The sequence below is a fragment of the Streptococcus infantis genome (assembly GCF_047464715.1).
In the GTDB taxonomy this organism is placed as follows: Bacteria; Bacillota; Bacilli; order Lactobacillales; family Streptococcaceae; genus Streptococcus; species Streptococcus infantis_S.
The window spans coordinates 1-17,712 of record NZ_JASHBJ010000008.1 but is presented as its reverse complement, the minus strand read 5'-3'; the positions used below and the strand labels follow the sequence as shown (position 1 = coordinate 17,712).

Here is a 17,712-nt window from a genome sequence, read left to right as displayed (position 1 = left end):
AAGACGGTATCGTTACGCGAGTTAGAGTGGGGAACTAGAAGTCTTTACCTTTAAGATAAGTGCTCCTTTTGACAAAGGTCTGTATTAGAGATATAATGTAGAAAAATCGTTTAAGGATAAAGACATGACAAATTCAAAATACATTACACGCCTCAAACGCTCAGAGGGTCAATTGCGAGGTATTCAAAAGATGATGGAGGAAGAGCGTGATTGTGTCGATATCATTACTCAATTAACAGCAGTGCGATCCAGTGTTGATCGTATTATTGAACTGATGATAACGGAGAATTTAACATCTTGTATTAACGACCCTTTAGAGGATCCTCAAGCACAGAAGGAAAGATTGGAAAAGGCGGTTAAATACTTGATTAAACGCAAGTAATAAAAAACATACGTTTCTCTTAAATAGTGAACAAATGATTAAAAGAGCAGTTGGTTTTCTTGAAATTAGACCAATTGCTCTTTTTGAATTTTATTTATTAAATATCACCTGGCCAGGCATTCATGCCACCTTCTACATTGGTAACGGTGAGGCCTTGGGCGCTGAGAAATTGACAGGCAGAGGCAGAACGTACACCTCCTTGACAGATGACATGGTATTCATGGTCAGGTTTGAGTTCTTTGTAGCCTTGCTCCAAGGTACTTAACGGAAGATTTTTGGCACCTGGTGCATGTCCTGCTTGGAATTCATGTACTTCACGGACATCGATAAGATCTAGATGTTCATGTTGATATTTTTCATAAAAGTCAGCCATGCTGATATTAGTTAGCATATTCTACTCCTTCTGGATTCGCCATTTTGCATAGTGAATAAGCGCCGTCAAGGTTTTGGACGGTAAATCCTGCTTGCTTGAGGATACGCTCTGCGATATAGCTGCGTAAACCACTGTGGCAGCTAACGATGTAGGCTTGGTTCTTGTCTAGTTCATCCAAGCGTTCCCGTAGTTCGTTTAGGGGGATGTGGATGGTGTCAACCTTAAGTCGACCACTTTGGAATTCGCCACTTGTCCGTACATCAAGGAATTTCTTTCCCTTAGCCAGTTCGTCTTCGAGCTGGTACCATTGAACGTTGTCGCTGAGACCTTCGATAAGGTTCAAGGCTGCGTAACCCAGCATATTGACGGGATCCTTGGCAGAACCAAATGGTGGCGCATAGGTAAACTCTAACTCTGGTAAGTCAAAGACGGTGAGATTTCCCTTGATAGCAGTTGCTAGGATATCGATTCGTTTGTCAACACCTTTCTTCCCAACTCCTTGGGCACCGTATATTTTTCCACTGGTTGGGTCGAAGAGGAGTTTCAAGGTAATATCAGTAGCTTCTGGATAATAACCAGCATGATCTTTCCCGCTGACATGAAGTGCCTTGTAAGGAAGTTGATTCATGGTAAGGATACGCTCGCTAAGACCAGTCGAAGCAGCTGTCATATTAAAGGCACGAACGATCGCAGTGCCGATACTGCCTTTGTTTGTACGACCAAGTCCTGCGATGACGTCCGCCACTTGGCGTCCTTGACGATTGGCAGGAGAAGCGAGTGAGATGAGAGCGTCTTGGCCCGTAATCACTTGCTTGACGACGATGGCATCTCCAACTGCAAAAATATCTTTTTGACTGGTTTCGTAATGTTCATCGACCAGGATCCCGCCACGAAGTCCCAGTTCAATCCCCGCAGCTTTAGCCAGACTATTTTCAGGTTCAACACCGACAGAAAGGATGGTAAGGTCAGAAGTGATTTTTTGACCATTTTCGAGAACGATGATTTTTCCTTGTTCTTCAAATCGAGTCGCAGATAGGGAAGTGATAACACTAACGCTGTTTTTAACCAATTCTGCTTGGACAAAGGCTGCCATTTCTGGATCTAATGGTGGCAAGACATGAGGAGATTTTTCGACGATGGTGACATGCAAGCCACGTTTTGCCAGGTTTTCAGCCATTTCAAGCCCTATAAAACCTGCACCGATGACGACAGCTTCCTTTGGATGCTTGTCCAAGGCGGCCATAATTTCATTGAGATCAGGAACATTGCGGAGCGTGTAGGCATTCTTAGCTTCTGCCAAGCCATCAATGGCAGGAACAAATGGCTTAGCTCCTGGAGAGAGAATCAACTTATCGTAGCCTTCTGTGAATTCCTGTCCATCATGTCGGACAGTGACAGTGTGATTTTCTGGAGAAATTTGGACAACCTCGTGAAATGGTCGCACATCAAGATTAAACCGTGCCTTGAGACTTTCAGGTGTTTGAACTAATAAACTATCACGACTGGCAATTTCTCCTGAAACATAGTAAGGAAGTCCGCAGTTTGCAAAGGAAACAAAGGGACCTTTCTCAAAAATAGTGATTTCAGCGTCTTCCATGAGACGTCTGAGGCGGGTTGCTGCTGACATACCGCCTGCGACTCCCCCGACAATGATAATTTTCATTGATTTTCTCCTTTATGCTTCTAGATGACCTCACCTGTCCAAGCGCTCATACCGCCTCGGACATTGATGACATGGTAGCCTTTTTTCTTTAACTTCTTCGCAGCTAGTTTGCTGCGCACACCAGAATGACAAATGACATAGAGTGTTTCTTTTGTCGTTGGTGCATAAGATCCGATTTCGGATAGAGGGACATTCTTGGCATTTTTGATATGACCTCTATGGAATTCCGTAGGCGTCCGAACATCCAGTAGCTGAATCGGTTCTCTGAGTTTAGCTTCTAACTCGCTGGTTGAAATACTGTCAATTTTTGTAAATAAGTGAAACATAGGCACCTCCAAATATACCCTTATGGGGTATATTAAACCATGAAGTCAATCTTTTGTCAAGCAAGTTAAATTGATTAGTATTGTTTCTTTTTCAGTATACAAGATGCTATCTTACAAACTAAAGAGTTGGTTGGTAGGTTAATGAATAGAACCTGTCCTATTTATTCAACAACTAGTTTTCTAGAAAATTACCTTTTCAGAAAACGATGACCACCTATACTAAAGCAAGAAAAATCCTTCAAAGGACTTGAAAAATTAGAGAAAATCGGGTATAATATGAGTAATCATTTGTCGTAGGTTTTGTCTGAAATATTGTCCGGACAAGGCTCACAGCAGTTAAATCTCCTGAAAAAAGTCGGATTTAACTGCTCTTTTTGTGCTTTTTTTCGGGATTTTCTGCATCTGTAACAGAGATTTAAAGATTCTGAAAATTAGTCAAAGGGGATAAGTTGATAGGGGTTTTAGAACCATTTAACGATAATTATTAGCTTAGGTGACTAAGCTTGGAACTTTATTTACAAAGGAGAATCATCTTGGCAGGACATGACGTTCAATACGGGAAACATCGTACCCGTCGTAGTTTTTCAAGAATTAAAGAAGTTCTTGACTTACCAAATTTGATTGAAATTCAAACTGATTCATTCAAAGATTTCCTAGACCATGGTCTAAAGGAAGTGTTTGAAGATGTATTGCCAATTTCAAACTTTACTGACACTATGGAGTTAGAGTTTGTTGGCTACGAAATCAAAGAACCAAAATACACGCTTGAAGAAGCTCGTATCCATGATGCAAGTTACTCAGCACCAATCTTTGTAACTTTCCGCTTGATCAACAAAGAAACAGGCGAAATCAAAACTCAAGAAGTCTTCTTTGGTGATTTCCCAATTATGACTGAGATGGGTACTTTTATCATCAACGGTGGTGAACGTATTATCGTATCACAGTTGGTGCGTTCTCCAGGTGTTTACTTTAATGACAAGGTAGACAAAAACGGTAAAGTGGGCTACGGTTCAACTGTTATCCCTAACCGTGGAGCTTGGTTGGAACTGGAAAGTGACTCAAAAGACATCGCCTACACTCGTATCGACCGTACTCGTAAAATTCCATTTACTACCTTGGTTCGTGCACTTGGTTTCTCAGGTGATGATGAGATCTTTGATATCTTTGGTGACAGCGAATTGGTTCGTAACACTGTTGAAAAAGATATCCATAAAAACCCAATGGACTCTCGTACAGACGAAGCTTTGAAAGAAATTTATGAGCGTCTTCGTCCAGGTGAACCAAAAACTGCTGAGAGTTCACGTACCTTACTTGTGGCTCGTTTCTTTGACCCACGTCGTTATGACTTGGCAGCCGTTGGACGTTACAAGATTAACAAGAAATTAAATATTAAAACTCGTTTGCTCAACCAAACAATCGCTGAACCATTGGTGGACCCTGAAACTGGTGAAATTTTGGTTGAAAAAGGTACTGTTATGACTCGCGATGTCATCGAAAGTATCGAAAGTCACTTGGATGGTGATTTGAACAAGATTGTCTACACTCCAAATGACTCAGCTGTTTTGACAGAACCAGTTGTTCTTCAAAAATTCAAGGTTGTGGCACCAACTGATTCAGACCGTGTTGTAACAATCATCGGCAATGCAAATCCAGAGGATAAAGTTCGCACGATTACTCCTGCAGATATCCTCGCTGAGATGAGCTACTTCCTCAACTTGGCTGAAGGTATCGGTCGTGTCGATGATATCGACCACCTCGGAAACCGTCGTATCCGTGCTGTTGGTGAATTGCTTGCTAACCAAGTACGTCTTGGACTTTCACGTATGGAACGTAACGTTCGTGAACGTATGTCTGTTCAAGATAACGAAGTATTAACGCCTCAACAAATCATTAACATCCGTCCAGTGACTGCGGCAATCAAAGAATTCTTTGGGTCTTCACAATTGTCACAGTTCATGGACCAACACAACCCACTTTCTGAGTTGTCACACAAACGTCGTTTGTCTGCCTTGGGACCTGGTGGTTTGACACGTGACCGCGCTGGATATGAAGTGCGTGACGTGCACTACACTCACTATGGCCGTATGTGCCCAATCGAAACACCTGAAGGACCAAACATCGGTTTGATCAACAACTTGTCTTCATACGGGCACCTCAACAAGTATGGTTTCATTCAAACACCATACCGTAAAGTTGACCGTGCAACTGGTAAAGTTACCAATGAAATCGTTTGGTTGACTGCCGATGAAGAAGATGAATACACAGTAGCTCAGGCTAACTCTAAATTGAACGCAGACGGCACTTTTGCTGAAAAAGTTGTCATGGGACGTCACCAAGGGGTTAACCAAGAATATCCAGCATCAAGCGTTGACTATATGGACGTTTCTCCGAAACAGGTAGTTGCCGTTGCGACAGCATGTATTCCTTTCTTGGAAAACGATGACTCCAACCGTGCCCTCATGGGTGCCAACATGCAACGTCAGGCTGTGCCTTTGATCGATCCTAAAGCGCCTTTCGTTGGTACTGGTATGGAATACCAAGCAGCCCATGACTCAGGAGCTGCGGTTATTGCGCAACATGGTGGTAAGGTTACTTATGCGGATGCGGACAAGGTAGAAGTTCGCCGTGAAGATGGTTCGCTTGATGTTTACCATATCCAAAAATTCCGTCGTTCAAACTCAGGTACTGCTTATAACCAACGTACCCTTGTTCGAGTTGGTGATGTCATCGAAAAAGGAGACTTTATCGCCGATGGTCCTTCTATGGAGAAAGGTGAAATGGCGCTTGGACAAAACCCAATCGTTGCCTACATGACATGGGAAGGTTACAACTTCGAGGATGCCGTTATCATGAGCGAACGCTTGGTCAAAGACGATGTTTACACATCTGTTCACCTCGAAGAATACGAATCAGAAACTCGCGATACAAAGCTTGGGCCTGAAGAAATCACTCGTGAAATTCCAAACGTTGGTGAAGATGCCCTTAAAGACCTTGACGAAATGGGTATCATCCGTATCGGTGCTGAGGTTAAAGAAGGGGATATCCTTGTAGGTAAAGTCACACCTAAGGGTGAAAAAGACCTTTCTGCTGAAGAACGTCTCTTGCACGCTATCTTTGGTGACAAATCTCGTGAAGTTCGTGATACTTCCCTTCGTGTACCACACGGTGCCGATGGTGTCGTTCGTGATGTTAAAATCTTTACACGTGCAAATGGTGATGAGTTGCAATCGGGTGTTAACATGCTAGTTCGCGTCTACATTGCTCAAAAACGTAAGATCAAGGTCGGAGATAAGATGGCCGGACGTCACGGAAACAAAGGGGTTGTCTCTCGTATCGTTCCTGTAGAAGATATGCCTTACCTTCCAGACGGAACTCCAGTCGATATCATGTTGAACCCACTTGGGGTGCCATCACGTATGAATATCGGTCAGGTTATGGAACTTCACCTTGGTATGGCGGCTCGTACTCTTGGCATCCACATCGCAACGCCAGTCTTTGACGGAGCAAGTTCTGAAGACCTTTGGGACACTGTTAAAGAAGCAGGTATGGACAGCGATGCCAAGACAATCCTTTACGATGGACGTACTGGAGAACCATTTGATAACCGTGTGTCAGTTGGTGTCATGTACATGATCAAACTTCACCACATGGTTGATGATAAATTGCACGCTCGTTCAGTCGGACCATACTCAACTGTTACCCAACAACCACTCGGAGGTAAAGCTCAGTTTGGTGGGCAACGTTTCGGTGAGATGGAGGTTTGGGCGCTTGAAGCCTATGGTGCGTCAAATGTCCTTCAAGAAATCTTGACTTACAAGTCTGACGATATCAACGGACGTTTGAAAGCTTATGAAGCTATTACTAAAGGAAAACCAATTCCAAAACCAGGTGTTCCAGAATCATTCCGAGTTCTTGTAAAAGAATTGCAATCTCTTGGTCTTGACATGCGTGTCCTTGACGAAGATGATCAAGAAGTGGAACTTCGTGACCTTGATGAAGGAATGGACGAAGATGTCATCCACGTAGATGACCTTGAAAAAGCCCGCGAAAGAGCAGCTCAAGAGGCTAAAGCAGCCTTTGAAGCTGAAGAAAATGCAAAAGCGGAAGCAACAGAAGAAGCTGCTGAACAAGAATAAGCAGTTCACTTATAATAGAAAGGGAAGAAATAGTGGTTGATGTAAATCGTTTTAAAAGTATGCAAATCACACTAGCTTCTCCAAGTAAAGTCCGTTCATGGTCTTATGGAGAAGTCAAAAAACCTGAAACAATCAATTACCGTACGTTGAAACCAGAACGTGAAGGACTCTTTGACGAAGTGATCTTTGGTCCTACAAAAGATTGGGAATGTGCTTGTGGGAAATACAAACGCATTCGTTACAGAGGGATTGTTTGTGACCGTTGTGGTGTTGAAGTAACGCGTACAAAAGTTCGTCGTGAACGTATGGGACACATCGAGTTGAAAGCTCCTGTATCTCATATCTGGTATTTCAAGGGGATTCCAAGCCGTATGGGCTTGACCCTTGATATGAGTCCTCGTGCCCTCGAGGAAGTTATCTACTTTGCTGCTTACGTGGTGATTGATCCAAAAGATACACCACTTGAGCACAAGTCTATCATGACAGAGCGTGAATACCGTGAACGCTTGCGTGAGTTTGGTCATGGTTCATTCGTTGCCAAAATGGGTGCCGAAGCTATCCAAGACCTCTTGAAACAAGTAGATCTTGAAAAAGAAATTGCTGAACTCAAAGAAGAGTTAAAAACAGCTACTGGACAAAAACGTGTCAAAGCTATCCGTCGTTTGGATGTTTTAGACGCTTTTCACAAGTCTGGCAACAAGCCTGAATGGATGATTCTCAACATCCTTCCAGTTATTCCACCAGATCTTCGTCCAATGTTGCAGTTGGATGGTGGCCGTTTTGCCTCATCTGACTTGAACGACCTTTACCGCCGTGTTATCAACCGTAATAACCGTTTGGCTCGTTTGCTTGAGTTGAATGCACCAGGTATCATCGTTCAAAATGAGAAGCGTATGCTTCAAGAAGCGGTTGACGCTTTGATTGACAATGGTCGTCGTGGTCGTCCGATTACAGGACCAGGTAGCCGTCCGCTTAAATCATTGAGCCACATGCTCAAAGGTAAACAAGGACGCTTCCGTCAAAACTTGCTCGGTAAACGTGTTGACTTCTCAGGCCGTTCCGTTATCGCCGTTGGTCCAACTCTTAAGATGTACCAATGTGGTGTGCCACGTGAAATGGCAATCGAGCTCTTTAAACCATTCGTGATGCGTGAAATCGTTGCGCGCGATATCGTGCAAAACGTGAAAGCGGCTAAACGCTTGGTAGAACGTGGAGATGAACGTATCTGGGATATTCTCGAAGAAGTTATCAAAGAACACCCAGTACTTTTGAACCGCGCACCTACCCTTCACCGTTTGGGTATCCAAGCCTTTGAACCTGTCTTGATTGACGGTAAAGCCCTTCGCTTGCACCCACTTGTCTGTGAAGCCTACAATGCCGACTTTGACGGTGACCAAATGGCCATCCACGTACCACTTTCAGAAGAAGCCCAAGCAGAAGCTCGTATCTTGATGCTTGCTGCTGAGCACATCTTGAACCCTAAAGATGGTAAACCAGTTGTTACTCCATCTCAGGACATGGTTTTGGGTAACTACTACTTGACCATGGAAGAAGCTGGTCGTGAAGGTGAAGGCATGGTCTTCAAAGACCGTGACGAAGCTGTCATGGCTTACCGCAATGGTTATGTTCACCTCCACTCACGTGTTGGTATCGCAACAGACAGCCTCAACAAGCCATGGACAGAAGAGCAAAAACACAAAATCTTGCTTACAACTGTTGGTAAAATCCTCTTCAACGATATCATGCCTGAAGGTTTACCATACTTGCAAGAGCCAACAAATGCGAACTTGACAGAAGGTGTTCCAGATAAGTACTTCTTGCCACTAGGTGGGAATATCAAGGAAGCTATTAGCAAACTTGAACTCAACCCTCCATTTAAGAAGAAAAATCTTGGAAATATCATCGCTGAAATCTTCAAACGTTTCCGTACGACAGAGACTTCTGCCCTACTTGACCGTATGAAGAACCTTGGTTACCACCACTCAACTCTTGCTGGTTTGACAGTGGGTATTGCCGATATTCCAGTCGTTGAAGACAAGGCTGAAATCATCGAAGAATCACATAAACGTGTAGAACAAATCACGAAACAATTCCGTCGTGGTATGATCACAGATGACGAGCGCTATAACGCTGTTACAGCTGAATGGCGTGCTGCCCGTGAAAAATTGGAGAAACGTTTGGTTGCTAACCAAGATCCTAAGAACCCAATCGTTATGATGATGGACTCTGGAGCCCGTGGTAACATCTCAAACTTCTCACAGCTTGCCGGTATGCGTGGTCTGATGGCTGCTCCGAACGGACGTATCATGGAATTGCCAATCCTTTCAAACTTCCGCGAAGGTTTGTCAGTACTCGAAATGTTCTTCTCAACTCACGGTGCTCGTAAAGGTATGACCGATACGGCCCTTAAGACAGCCGACTCAGGTTACTTGACTCGTCGTTTGGTTGACGTTGCCCAAGACGTGATTATCCGTGAGGACGACTGTGGAACTGACCGTGGTCTCTTGATCCGTTCTATCACTGAAGGTAAAGAGATGATTGAGTCTCTTGAAGAACGTCTCAATGGTCGTTACACTAAGAAAACTGTTAAGCATCCAGAAACTGGTGCAGTTATCATCGGTCCAAATGAATTGATTACAGAAGACAAAGCACGTGAAATTGTCAATGCTGGTGTCGAAGAAGTAACTATCCGTTCAGTATTTACATGTAACACTCGTCATGGTGTCTGCCGTCACTGTTACGGTATCAACTTGGCGACTGGTGATGCGGTTGAAGTTGGTGAAGCAGTTGGTACAATTGCTGCCCAATCTATCGGGGAACCTGGTACACAGCTTACAATGCGTACCTTCCACACGGGTGGGGTTGCCTCAAATACCGATATCACTCAAGGTCTTCCTCGTGTCCAAGAAATCTTTGAAGCCCGCAATCCAAAAGGGGAAGCGGTCATCACAGAAGTCAAAGGAGAAGTTACCGCTATCGAAGAAGACGCTTCAACTCGTACTAAGAAAGTCTTCGTTAAGGGTGAAACTGGTGAAGGCGAATACGTGGTACCATTCACAGCCCGTATGCGTGTAGAAGTTGGAGATCAAGTCTCTCGTGGTGCAGCATTGACAGAAGGTTCAATCCAACCAAAACGTCTCCTTGCTGTACGTGATGTCTTGTCAGTTGAAACCTACCTACTTGGTGAAGTACAAAAAGTATACCGTAGCCAAGGGGTAGAAATCGGAGACAAACACATCGAGGTAATGGTTCGTCAAATGATCCGTAAAGTCCGTGTCATGGATCCAGGGGATACAGACCTTCTCATGGGAACTCTCATGGATATCAACGACTTTACAGATGCCAACAAAGATGTTCTTATCGCAGGCGGTGTTCCAGCGACTGGTCGTCCAGTACTTATGGGAATCACTAAAGCCTCACTTGAAACAAACAGTTTCTTGTCAGCTGCTTCCTTCCAGGAAACAACTCGTGTCCTTACAGATGCGGCTATCCGTGGTAAGAAAGACCATCTCCTTGGTCTCAAGGAAAATGTTATTATCGGTAAGATCATCCCAGCTGGTACTGGTATGGCTCGCTACCGTAACCTTGAGCCACAAGCAGTAAACGAAGAATCCCTCCTTGTAGATTCGCAAGAAGAGGAACAAGCTGATACTCTAGTAGGGACTAGCGAAACTGTTGAATAATCTTATATAGTTAAAAGAGGGACTCACCCCTCTTTTGGCATGTTTAGGACCTGAAAATTATATGTAATTTTTCTGAAAAAATAATAATTAATTGAAATTAAGTTAACTTAATTTCATCTCTCAAAATGATGAGCATAATACTTTGATTTTAAGTATAATAGTGCTAAAATAAGACGTTGCATGTTTAGGGTTTTTGAAAAACAATGCATAAAATATAACAATATATACACTCCCTAAAGGGTATTGGAGGTAAAATCATGAAAAATGATCTGTTTAACGACCGAATTAGTCGATTTTCGATTCGTAAACTTCATGTAGGAGTTTGCTCGGTCTTACTCGGAACGTTAGTGATGCTCGGAACGGCTACAGGTGTTGGAGCTGATGAAGTAAAAGAAGAAAAACAAGTTGATGGAGTTTCAGCTACAACAGAAGCAGCCAAAGCAGAGGCTCCTGTAACTACAGAAGCAGCCCCTGCTAAAGAAGTAACTTATCAAGCAGAAGCAGCCCCTGCAGTTTCAACTGAAGTAAAACCTGAGCTTAAGACTGAAACGTTGTCAGCTTACGTTGCTGAAATTGAAGCAAACTTAGCAAATGATAAATACAGCAACAAGACAGACGAGAGCGTTGAAATTCTTAAAGTAGCTCTTGCTAATGCTAAAAATGCACTTACTTCTGCTACAAGTCAAGCTGAACTAGATGCAGCTTATCAATCACTTGTAACAACTGTCAATGCTAAACTCAAGAATAAAGAAAAAGTTGAAGCTGAAGAAAAAGTAGTTACTACTGATAAGACAGAAGCAACAACTGGAAAACCTGCAGAAAATACAAAACCAGCTGAAGGTACAAACTCAATTGCGAATACAGGTAAAAACGACCCTCGTAATGGTAAAGAGATTGACAAAAATACGGCCTTCCGCGCAGATACAGCAGCTACTACTGGAGTAGGGGCAGATGTTGTAGACGCAACTTCAACTCCAAAAGTTGAAAAGCCTGGCTTTACAACAGATGTTGATGCTAAATCTATGACTAGCCAAATCACATGGTTGGACTTTGGTGATGTAGCCAACTGGACAGGAGCAAAAAAAGTCATTGTTCCTAAAAATGACCAATTTCCTGAGAAAGATTTAGAAGAAAAATTAGCTCTTCAAGTTGGCGCTACCTATACCAAGGAAATCATGCCTGGCTATGTAGTCACTGTAAAAGTCAAATCCATGAAGCCTTTCCAAGCGACTGAAATCTATAAAAAACGGATGGAAGAGCAAGGGGCTACAGAAGCTGAAAAAGCAACATATGATCCAAATGCAAAAAATGGTTATGTAAAGGGTGTTACTTCAAAAGGCGCTGCAAAAGCTTTTAATGATGGTGAGGAAGCCGACGTTGTCGCTAGTGCTCAAAATCAATGGACTGAAATCAAACATGAGGGCGTTGATACGAAATCTAAGCAGACTACAATGGGTTCAGCTTTGAATGGTGGAAATATTGGAGTTCAGTTTGAAATCTCTGCAACCTTCCGTGGTAAAGTAGTAAAACCTGCCATTGTCATGGCGGATGGTGAGTCTGCTAACCCTGGTGAATTTGTTATGTTCACTACCAACGGAGAGGGTTGGCAGCACATTGGAGAATGGAAAAAAACTAATAGACCAGCCACCTCTGTACCTTATGTTCCACAAGATACAGAGAACCTTTTGGGAGCTAAACCTAAATACAATAATATAAACCTAAATCAACTTCGTAATTCTACTGAAGTTGGACCAGAAAAGAAACCAGTAGCATGGAAATACTTTGGAAATCCTGACCAAGTTACGGGTGGTCTAGGAACTGGTGTGTTTGGACCAAACCTTTCTGCAGGGAATAATACAGTTCCACTCGTGATGACGCGTGGGGCATCTGAAGTGGGACTTTACATCGCTTCAAGCGGTAAACAGTCTGCTATGCTAGGATTCTTCCCACTTGATGAAGGAGATGCTCCTGAGTCATATGGCAAGGCAGTCCATACTATTGCAACTGTAGATGGTGTTACGGGAGCTAAAGTAAATCAACCGTATCTTGGTAACGTTAGCCCAGATATGGATGAGAATACAACTCTCGACTGGTTCGGTGATGATAAGGCAACTACGGCTGATGAAGGCATTAACCAATTGCTTCCAGATGAACTCAAAGGGACAACCAATGAGATGATCAAGATGGACCGTACCAAACCAGGTAACTACAAGATGTCAGTTCAAGCCCATTTAGATGGAGCTTCAGAAGCTTATATCTACGGTTGGGTAGACTTTAACCAAAACGGTACCTTTGATGAGGATGAGCGCTCTGAGCTTGCAAAAGTGACCCAAGATGGTACAGTTGAGTTGACCTTCGCAAATAGCAAGACTTATATCGACCCTAGCGTTAACGAACTAGGTGCTCGTCTTCGTATCGCTAAGAAAGCGAACGAGATCGAAAGCCCAACTGGCATGGCCTTCTCAGGGGAAGTAGAAGACTTCAAGACTCAAATCACCCACCCACCTAAAGGGGAATTCAAGGAAACAAGTGGTCCTCAAGGTGCCAAACAAACAGCAACAGTAGCCTTTACAGCACGTGGAGAGCGCAAGTATGAACGCAACTCTGTTGCTGTCATCGACGAAACTGTAGCACCATACATCGTTGACAAAGATGGCAATCGTGCAACTCTTGACGCAGACGGTTACTATGTCGTGCCAGGTCAAGGGAAGTACAAGATTACTGCTAATGGTAAAGACGTAGATGTGGAGTTTATCCCAGAAGATAACTTCCTTGGAACTGCTGATGGTATCTCTATCCGTCGTGTAGACAGCAACGGCTATGATACTGGCTGGTCAACAAAATTCTCAGACAAAGAACCAAACATTAATGGTCAGTTGAATACCATGGATGGTCAATACGTTCCAACAGTCACTCCAATTGAAATTGAAGGGGTTGACAAGACATCGACTGATGTTCAAGGGGCAACTCAAAAAGGAACCCCAACCTTTAACACAACTGCTACTAACGCAAACGGTGACAAGATTGCGGTCACTCCAAGCGCAGAATATCCTGCTAAGTTGATTGACCCAGCAACCGGTCTTGTTACTGATGCGACTTCTGTAACAGTAGCGGGAGAAGGAACTTACACCATCAACCCTTCAACAGGTGAAGTAACCTTCACTCCAGAACCAAGTTTTGTCGGAACAGCTAAAGGCATTGAAGTTACATTGTCAGCACCAGTTGGTCGAAACAAAGATGGTAAGGTTCAAGAGGAGTACATTAAGACAGCTACAGCTAAGTACACTCCAACTGTAACTCCAATTACGATTACACCAACTGATAAAGTTTCTGAGGACGTCCAAAACGTTCCACAAACTCAAACTCCTACATTTGACTTGAGCAACGACAAGACTGCGAAAATCACAAGTAAGAAATTGGTAGACCCAGCAACTGGTCAACCTACTGATGAAACTACTGTGACTGTTCCAGAAGAAGGAACTTACACTATCGATCCTACTACAGGAGCAGTAACGTTCACTCCAGAACCAGACTTTGTCGGAACAGCTAGAGGTGTTAAGGTTCAAGCAACTGCAACTATTACAAACGCTAAAGGTGAAACTTCAACAATCACTGCTGAAGCAAGCTACACACCAACTGTGAAATCAGCTGCTCCAACAGCGAAACCAGCTACATCTAAGGATATCCAAGGTGCGACACAAACAGGAACACCAACATTTGCAGGTACAACTGTTTCTGTTAACGGTGAAGACAAAGAAATCACTATTAAAGATAACAGCTATACACTTTTGGATAAAGATGGTAATGAAGTTACAACTACAACAGCTTATGCTGAAGATGGAACAACACCAATCGGTACATTCACGATCGACCCAGCAACTGGTACTGTAACATTCACACCAACTGATAAGTCTTACACTGGTAAAGTAACACCTGTTAAGGTTCAAGCTGAAAGCTCAAACGGAATCAAAGTTGATACAACTTACACTCCTGAGATTGTTCCAGTAACACCAACAGCAACACCAGCTGAAACAAAAGACATCCAAGGTGCCACACAAACAGGTAAACCTGAATTCAAGGGTGGAACTGTGACTGTTGATGGAGTAGAAAAAACTGTTCCAATCAACGAAGCTGTTCCAGCAACATTTGACGATGGAACAACAACTAAGACAGTAGAAGGTGTTGGTACATACACAGTAGCACCAGATGGAACAGTAACATTTGTTCCAGAAAAATCATTCGTTGGTAAGGCTCCTGCTGTAACAGTTGTCCGCGAAGATAAGAACGGAACAAAAGCCTCTGCAACATACACCCCAACAGTAACTCCTGTTAAACCAACTGCAACACCAGCAGAAACAACAGATATCCAAGGTAAGACACAAACAGGTAAGCCTAAGTTTACAGAAGGTGATCCAAGTGTACCAATGGATGACGATGTTCCAGCAACATTTGAAGATGGTTCAACAACTAAGACTATCCCAGGTGAAGGAACATACACAGTAGCACCAGACGGAACAGTTACATTTGTACCAGAAAAATCATTCACAGGAACAGGAACAGGCGTGACTGTTAAACGTGTAGATAAGAATGGTACACCGGTAACAGCTAAGTACACACCAACAGTAACTCCGGTAACACCAACAGCTGAAGATGCTACTTCAACTGATAAACAAGGTCAAACACAATCAGGTAAACCAACATTCACACCAGGTAACTCAGACGTGCCAATGGATGATGATACACCTGCAACCTTCGAAGATGGTTCAACAACTAAGACTATCCCAGGTGAAGGAACATACACAGTAGCACCAGACGGAACAGTTACATTCGTACCAGAAAAATCATTCACAGGAACAGGAACAGGCGTAACTGTTAAACGTGTAGATAAGAACGGTACACCAGTAACAGCTAAGTACACACCAACAGTAACACCAGTAACACCAACAGCTACTCCAGCTGAATCAGTAGCACCTCAAGGTGTGGTTCAAACTGGTACTGTTACATTCACAGAAGGTGACCCAGTTGCACCAATCGACAAGGATACGATTACTCTTCTTGACGAAAATGGTCAACCAGCTACATCAGTAGTTGCTAAATCACCAGAAGGTAAAGAAATCGGTACTTTCACAGTTGATAAAGCAACAGGTGTTGTAACATTCACACCAACTGACAAGTCATACTCAGGTGATGTTGTTCCAGTTAAGGTTCAAGCTAAAGATGCTAACGGTACTGCCGTAGAAACAACATACACACCTAAGATTACTCCAGTAGTTCCAACAGCAGAACCAGCAACTTCAACAGATATCCAAGGTAAGACACAAACAGGAAAACCAACCTTTACAGAAGGTGATCCAAGTGTACCAATGAATGACGATGTTCCAGCAACATTTGAAGATGGTTCAACAACTAAGACTATCCCAGGTGAAGGAACATACACAGTAGCACCAGACGGAACAGTTACATTCGTACCAGAAAAATCATTCACAGGAACAGGAACAGGCGTAACTGTTAAACGTGTAGATAAGAATGGTACACCGGTAACAGCTAAGTACACACCAACAGTAACTCCGGTAACACCAACAGCTGAAGATGCTACTTCAACTGATAAACAAGGTCAAACACAATCAGGTAAACCAACATTCACACCAGGTAACTCAGACGTACCAATGGATGACGATGTTCCAGCAACATTTGAAGACGGTTCAACAACTAAGGTAATCCCAGGTGAAGGAACATACACAGTAGCACCAGATGGAACAGTAACATTCGTACCAGAAAAATCATTCACAGGAACAGGAACAGGCGTGACTGTTAAACGTGTAGATAAGAACGGTACACCAGTTACAGCTAAGTACACACCAACAGTAACACCAGTAACACCAACAGCTACTCCAGCTGAATCAGTAGCACCTCAAGGTGTGGTTCAAACTGGTACTGTTACATTCACAGAAGGTGACCCAGTTGCACCAATCGACAAGGATACGATTACTCTTCTTGACGAAAATGGTCAACCAGCTACATCAGTAGTTGCTAAATCACCAGAAGGTAAAGAAATCGGTACTTTCACAGTTGATAAAGCAACAGGTGTTGTAACATTCACACCAACTGACAAGTCATACTCAGGTGATGTTGTTCCAGTTAAGGTTCAAGCTAAAGATGCTAACGGTACTGCAGTAGAAACAACTTACACACCTAAGATTACTCCAGTAGTTCCAACAGCAGAACCAGCAACTTCAACAGATATCCAAGGTAAGACACAAACAGGTAAACCTAAGTTTACAGAAGGTAATCCAAGTGTACCAATGGATGACGATGTTCCAGCAACATTTGAAGATGGTTCAACAACTAAGACTATCCCAGGTGAAGGAACATACACAGTAGCACCAGACGGAACAGTTACATTTGTACCAGAAAAATCATTCACAGGAACAGGAACAGGCGTGACTGTTAAACGTGTAGATAAGAATGGTACACCAGTAACAGCTAAGTACACACCAACTGTTACACCAGTAACACCAACAGCAGAACCAGCTACAACTATTGGACAAAAAGGTAAAGAACAGTCTGGTAAACCAACATTCAAGGAAGGCGATAGCCGTGTCCCAATGAATGATGATGTTCCAGCAACATTTGAAGATGGTTCAACAACTAAGACTATTCCAGGTGTTGGTACTTACACAGTAGCACCAGACGGAACAGTAACCTTCAAACCAGAACCTGAATTTACAGGAACAGCTCCATCTGTTACAGTTGTTCGTGAAGATATGAACGGAACAAAAGCTTCTGCAACATACACACCAACAGTAACACCAGTTACTACGTTTGTAGATAAAGAAGGTAAAGCAATTCCAGGATATCCAACAGAAGACGGCGAAAATCCTAAGAAAGACATTCCAGGATACCGCTTCGTAGAGACTAAGAAACTTCCAAACGGCGACACAGAACATGTCTACGAAAAAGTGAAGACTAGTCACAAGGATAAAGACGGAAATGAAATTCCAGGATATCCAACAGAAGACGGTGAAAATCCTAAGAAAGACATTCCAGGATACCGCTTCGTAGAGACTAAGAAACTTCCAAACGGCGACACAGAACATGTCTACGAAAAAGTGAAGACTAGTCACAAGGATAAAGACGGAAATGAAATTC

Annotated in this window: 7 protein-coding genes; 4 read left to right on the top strand and 3 right to left on the bottom strand. The window is 43.1% G+C overall.

The genetic code is table 11. The features are described from left to right. Positions 1–124 precede the first annotated feature (124 nt). Positions 125–382: a metal-sensitive transcriptional regulator gene (locus QM419_RS08695; RefSeq protein ID WP_006150993.1), complete on the top strand. Its 258-nt coding sequence runs from the start codon at positions 125–127 to the stop codon at positions 380–382. Positions 383–479: 97 nt separating this feature from the next. Here the strand turns inward: QM419_RS08695 and QM419_RS08690 are convergent, their stop codons facing one another. From QM419_RS08690 to QM419_RS08680, 3 genes are read right to left on the bottom strand one after another with little or no spacing between them, the layout of a single operon-like run. Next, a complete protein-coding gene (locus tag QM419_RS08690) occupies positions 480–773 on the bottom strand; it encodes a rhodanese-like domain-containing protein (RefSeq protein ID WP_178895529.1) in 294 nt (97 codons plus the stop codon). Then, a complete protein-coding gene (locus QM419_RS08685; RefSeq protein WP_414278511.1) occupies positions 763–2,418 on the bottom strand; it encodes an FAD-dependent oxidoreductase in 1,656 nt (551 codons plus the stop codon). Before QM419_RS08685 ends, QM419_RS08690 begins: the two co-directional genes overlap by 11 nt. 20 nt (positions 2,419–2,438) lie before the next feature. Further along, entirely contained in the window at positions 2,439–2,744 is a 306-nt protein-coding gene (locus tag QM419_RS08680; RefSeq protein ID WP_414278510.1) for a rhodanese-like domain-containing protein, read from the bottom strand. Positions 2,745–3,277: 533 nt separating this feature from the next. Between QM419_RS08680 and QM419_RS08675 the strand changes: the two genes are divergently transcribed. From QM419_RS08675 to QM419_RS08665, 3 genes are all read left to right on the top strand, one after another. Further along, positions 3,278–6,880 carry a DNA-directed RNA polymerase subunit beta gene (locus QM419_RS08675; protein WP_414278509.1) on the top strand — a complete coding sequence of 1,201 codons (3,603 nt, stop codon included), beginning with the start codon at positions 3,278–3,280 and terminating at the stop codon, positions 6,878–6,880. A gap of 32 nt (positions 6,881–6,912) precedes the next feature. Then, on the top strand, positions 6,913–10,563 hold the full coding sequence (rpoC, locus tag QM419_RS08670) for a DNA-directed RNA polymerase subunit beta' (RefSeq protein ID WP_414278508.1): 3,651 nt from the start codon (positions 6,913–6,915) through the stop codon (positions 10,561–10,563). A gap of 257 nt (positions 10,564–10,820) precedes the next feature. Then, a partial coding sequence (locus tag QM419_RS08665) for a CshA/CshB family fibrillar adhesin-related protein (RefSeq protein WP_414278507.1) occupies positions 10,821–17,712 on the top strand: 6,892 nt, incomplete at its 3' end.

Bases quoted from the DNA above. Each gene is read 5' to 3' on its own strand.
- QM419_RS08680 (WP_414278510.1), bottom strand. From the start codon at position 2,744: ATGTTTCACTTATTTACAAAAATTGACAGTATTTCAACCAGCGAGTTA.
- QM419_RS08685 (WP_414278511.1), bottom strand. From the start codon at position 2,418: ATGAAAATTATCATTGTCGGGGGAGTCGCAGGCGGTATGTCAGCAGCA.
- QM419_RS08695 (WP_006150993.1), top strand. From the start codon at position 125: ATGACAAATTCAAAATACATTACACGCCTCAAACGCTCAGAGGGTCAA.
- QM419_RS08690 (WP_178895529.1), bottom strand. From the start codon at position 773: ATGCTAACTAATATCAGCATGGCTGACTTTTATGAAAAATATCAACAT.